The sequence below is a fragment of the Halalkalibaculum sp. DA3122 genome, assembly GCF_043951865.1.
GTDB lineage: Bacteria > Bacteroidota > Rhodothermia > Balneolales > Balneolaceae > JAMQKA01.
In genome coordinates, this window is sequence record NZ_JBINJF010000069.1 from 1 (window position 1) to 5,313 (window position 5,313).

At 57.9% G+C, this 5,313-nt stretch carries 3 protein-coding genes; all 3 read left to right on the forward strand.

The annotated features are described in order from the left end of the window. The coding region (locus ACG2F4_RS19045; protein WP_395262531.1) for an alkaline phosphatase D family protein at positions 1 to 2,559 on the forward strand (2,559 nt) is incomplete at its 5' end. 43 nt (positions 2,560 to 2,602) lie between these two features. Then, on the forward strand, positions 2,603 to 4,081 hold the full coding sequence (locus tag ACG2F4_RS19050) for a sulfatase (RefSeq protein ID WP_395262532.1): 1,479 nt from the start codon (positions 2,603 to 2,605) through the stop codon (positions 4,079 to 4,081). 78 nt (positions 4,082 to 4,159) lie between these two features. Further along, on the forward strand, positions 4,160 to 5,134 hold the full coding sequence (locus ACG2F4_RS19055; protein ID WP_395262533.1) for a formylglycine-generating enzyme family protein: 975 nt from the start codon (positions 4,160 to 4,162) through the stop codon (positions 5,132 to 5,134). Positions 5,135 to 5,313 lie beyond the last annotated feature (179 nt).

Genomic DNA, 5,313 nt, shown 5'->3' on the forward strand with positions numbered 1-5,313 from the left:
CAAATAACAACCCCGGAAGAGGCACCCCTGCAGGCCGGCGGGGAGCCGATGCGCAGCCGCTGGGCCCGCTGGCCGGACGTGGAGTGGGCCGGCCCGCGGTTTTGGGGCAACCGCCTGCAGGACTGGCACATCAGGGAAGGCAAGGTGGAGTGTAAGGTCAGCGACAGTAATCGAAGCCTGCACTGCCTGACCCACCAGTTGAGCGAAGACAGGGGAGATTTTTTGCTGCAGGTGGACCTGCAGCTACTCAACCGCAACGGCCGGGAGCAGGATCAGGTGGGATTCCGCATCGGGGCCCGGGCAGGGGATCAACCGGTTCGGGTATCGTTTACCGACTACCGGCGCGATGCGGTGTTCGGGGAAGGCCTGCCCGCCGGGATTGACGGGCAAGGGCACCTGTTTGTCGGGGATCAAAAGGCCGAGCAGCGGATCCCGCTGCAAAAGCCGATCCGGCTGAGGGTAAAAGCGGTGGAGTCCGGGGGGCCATACCAGCTTGTCCTGACAGCCATCGACAGGGACACCCACGCAGAACTTGGCCGGCTGACGGCCCCCCAGGTTGCCCCCGAGCGGCTGATAGGGAACCTGGCCCTGCTGGCCCACTTCCCTTCCTGGCAGGATCGCCCCCAGAGGCCGTCGGTCCGGTTTGCCGACTGGCGCTTGTCCGGGAGCAAGATTGCCCATGCTCCCGGGCAGGCCTACGGCCCCATTTGCTTTGCCCAGTACACGCTGGATCGGGGCACCCTGAAGATGACCGCCCAGCTGGCCCCGGTGGAGGCGATCGATGGGCACAAGGTGCAGCTGCAGCTGCGGGAAGGCGGCCGGTGGGAAACAGCAGGGGAGACCACAATCCATTCGCTGGCGCGGACCGTCCATTTCCGTCTTGAGGACTGGCAGCACCAGGCCGAGGTGCCCTACCGCGTCCGCCTGGAGCTGCCGCTGCGGGACGATACCGAAGAATATGTATATGAGGGCACCATTGCCGCTGAACCGGCCGCAGCCGACCCGCTCAAGATGGCCGTCTTCAGTTGCAACAGCCACTACGGGTTTCCCAATACGGAAGTCGTCCGGAATGTGGAAAAGCATCGCCCGGATATGGCGATGTTCCTGGGCGACCAGATTTACGAGTCCCACGGCGGGTTCGGGGTGGAACGCACCGAGGATGTGCAGCAGGCGGCCCTGGACTATCTGCACAAATGGTACATGTTCGGCTGGTCCTATCGCGATCTGTTCCGCCACATTCCGGCCGGCTTTATCCCGGACGATCACGACGTGTTTCACGGCAACATCTGGGGACAGGGCGGGAAGGCAGCCCCGACCGAGCAGGGCTGGGGCTACGACTCCCAGGATGAGGGCGGCTACAAGTACCCGGCCGAGTGGGTGCGCATGGTCGAACGCACGCTGACCAGCCACCTGCCGGACCCGTGGGATCCGACCCCGATCAAGCAGGATATCGGCGTCTACTACACCGACTGGACCTATGGCGGGGTCAGCTTTGCCATCATCGAGGATCGCAAGTTTAAAACCGCCCCGGGCAACGCCCTCCCGTTCGAGGTGGTCAACGGGTTTCCGCAGGACCCGGAGATCGATCTGAGCCGGTACTACGATGTGGAAGCAGATCTTTTGGGGGATCGCCAGCTTTCATTTCTGGAAGCCTGGGCGGCTGACTGGAGCGATGGGGCCCGGATGAAGGCGCTGCTCTCGCAGTCCCCGTTTTGCGGGGCCCATACGATGCAGAAGGGGGCCACGCACGACCGGAACGTGCCGCAGCAGCCGATCCCCACCCGCGGGCAGTACCCGTCCGGGGATCATCCGGCCCGGGACATGGATACCAACGGGTGGCCCCAAAAAGGCCGCGATGAGGCACTTCAAACCATACGGAAATGTTTTGCCCTGCATATTGCCGGGGACCAGCACCTCGGCAGTGTGATACACTATGGCGTTGAGGAACACAGCGACGCCGGGGTTGTCTTTACCGGACCGGCCCTGAATAACATCTGGCCGCGGCGGTGGTGGCCGGCGGTGGGAGCCGACCATCAGCCGCTGCCCGGTCGTCCCAATTACACGGGACACCACGAGGATGCTTTCGGCAACCGAATAACGGTACTGGCGGCGGCCAATCCGGTGCAGACCAACCGCGAGCCGGGGCTGATCTATGACCGGGCCACCGGTTATGGCATGGTCACCTTTGACAAGAGCGAGCGGACGATGCGCATCGAGTGCTGGCCGAGGTACGTGGACCCGCAGGCAAACCCGGAGGGCCAGTACGACGGGTGGCCGGTGATTATCCGCCAGCAGGACAACTACGGCCGGGCGGCGGTGGCCAACCTGCCGGAGGTTCGAGTGGAGGGAATGCAGGATCCGGTCATCGAGGTGTACAATGAGGCCAGCGGGGACCTGGAATACGCCCTGCGTATTCGTGGAACCGCCTTCACCCCGAAAGTCTTTGAGGCCACCTCCCACCGGTTGCGGGTGGGCGACCCGGACACCGACCGGTGGCAGGAACACCACTCGGTACACCCGAACGACGAAGAGCCGATTGTTTGTCGGTTTGCAAAGTAGATAACAGAGTCGGTATAATTTTGTCTAACAAAACATGTTAATTATGAATCATGAAATATCAATATCCGGTCCGATTAAGCTGACAGGAGTGTTTATGCTCCTTGGGATGGTTTTTTGTTCCACTGTAAATGCACAGAACTCCCATACCCCTCAACCTAAGGCAGGTCCCGACCAACCGAACATCCTGTGGGTCTACCTGGAGGATACCAACGCCTGGATGAGTGCCTATGGGGACACGGTAATAAAGACCCCAAATATCGACGAACTGGCCTCCCGTGGGGTCCGTTTTGACCGGGCCTACATGACCTCGGGGGTCTGCTCCCCGACGCGGTCGGCCATTATTACCGGCATGTACCAGACCTCGATCGGGGCCCATGAGCACTACAGCTCCTTTCAGAGCTGGCGTGGCGACACTATGGAAACGTGGGACCCGAACCACCTGGGGGTCCGCACGCTGCCGGAGATTTTTAAAGCGGCCGGCTACTACACCTTTAATGAGGGCAAGAATCACTATAACTTTGTGTTTTCCAACCAGGACCTGTACGATCGCAAAGGTGATAACGGTTTTAAAGGCGCCACCGGCGGCACTGGCTGGTCGGGCCGGGAAGACGGTCAGCCGTTCTTTGGACAGATTCAACTGCGGGGTGGCAAAAAAGCTAACGCCCCTAAAATAGTGGACCCGCAGGATGTACCGGTTCCCCCCTACTACCCGGATCATCCTGTATACCGCAAAGAGATCGCCCATCACTACGATACGATCCTGGAGATGGACCGCATCCTGGGGAATATTGTGGACCGGCTGAAAGAAGACGGTTTGTATGAAAATACGGTCGTGTTCTTTTTTTCCGACCATGGGATGAAGCTACCCCGCCACAAACAGTTTCTCTATGAAGGGGGCATCCGGGTGCCGATGATTGTCGCCGGCCCGGGCCTGCCGGAGGGGAGCGCCCGCAAGGACTTGGTAAGCGGAATCGACATCAGTGCCACGACCCTTTCTTTAGCCGGCATCGAGATACCCGATCACATGCAGGGGATGGATATGTTTGCCTCTGGCTTTCACCGGGATTACATCGTAGCTGCGCGAGACAGGGCTGATTTTACTATTGATAGAATACGCACGGTGGTAACAGATCGCTACAAGTATATCCGAAATTTCATGCCAGAAAAGCCATATATGCAACCTCAATACCGGGATGGGCGGGAGTACATGGAAGTCTTGAAGAAGCTCTATCGCAGCGGAGAGCTCAACGAGGTGCAGTCGCGTTTTGTATCCGAGGACCGCCCCGCCGAGGAGCTCTATGACTTGAAGAACGATCCCCACGAGACCGACAATCTGATCTATTCCAGCGATCGTGAGCATGCAATGGCCCTGGCTGAGTTGCGTGATAAATTATATCGATGGATACTTGAAACGGATGACAAGGGTCGCTTTCCTGAATCGAACGCAGCACTTGAAGCGGTTATCGATCGGTGGGGGGACAAGGCTGTTAACAAGGAATATAACCGGGTAAGATCCGAGTAATTACGTAAACAGAAAACAGTTTGAATGTCACTCATAAGCAGACAGAAAGTTCTTTTAAATTTTTGCTTAACCTTTCTGTTGGGAGCCATCTCTCTATTAGGTATTACTCATCACTACGAGAAAGAGTACAGCTCTCTATCTGATTTCGAGCCCTACACCCAGCCGATCCCGGGATCCGGGGAGTCCATCCCCATGACCCCGGTACCAGGGGGGACGTTTCAGATGGGCAGCCCCGGAGGGGAGACCGATGAAGGCCCACCTCAACAGGTAAAGGTCGATTCGTTTTGGATGGCCACCTATGAGATCACATGGGACCAGTACGATCTGTTTGTGAAGGAGGAGATTGAGAAACTGAAAACCCACCTGCCAGCTTCTGCCGATGTAGAGTTGCAGGCCGATGCGGTCTCCCTGCCGACCCCGCCCTACGTAGATATGAGTTTTGGCATGGGCCGGGAGGGATATCCCGCCATCAACATGACCCATTACGCGGCCGTGATGTTTACCAAGTGGCTGACGGCCAAAACCGGCCGGTTCTACCGGCTGCCCACCGAGGCTGAGTGGGAATATGCCTGTCGCGCGGGCAGCAGCACGGCCTACTCGTTTGGCAGCGATACCACTGCTCTTGACAAGTACGCCTGGTACAAAGCCAACAGCGAAGGCAAATATCACCAGGTAGGCCGCAAAAAGTCCAATGCCTATGGCCTGCATGACATGCACGGTAACGTAGCCGAATGGACGATGGACCAGTACTATGAAGATTATTTTAACAAAATTGCCGGCGGGCTGGCCGAAAATCCCCTGTTTTTACCGGATCAGCTGTACCCGCGGTCGCTGCGGGGTGGGGGATGGCCTGATGAGGCCTCCGAGCTGCGGTGTGCCAATCGAATGCACTCGATCAAGCGGTGGAAGCGGCGAGACCCGCAGTTGCCCAAAAGCCGGTGGTGGCTGACCGATGCCCCGTTTGTCGGCTTTCGCGTCGTGCGGCCAGCCACCCAGCCCCCAAAAGAGCAGATGGAGCAATACTGGATCGATGCTATTGAAGACTACAATTAGTTTGTAATCTAATTTCACAACAAAAAAATATACCTCCTTTCAGATGGGATTTTGATCATCGAGGAGTGTCAATCTAAAATATTCAGTCGGATATTATGAGTAATCAAAAAGATCAGAACAACAGCAAACGGAATATTTCGAGACGTGATTTTGTAAAGACCTCTTCGTCGCTGGCGGCG

Excerpts from the sequence above, each read along its gene's own strand:
- ACG2F4_RS19050 (WP_395262532.1), top strand. The coding sequence starts at position 2,603 with ATGAATCATGAAATATCAATATCCGGTCCGATTAAGCTGACAGGAGTG.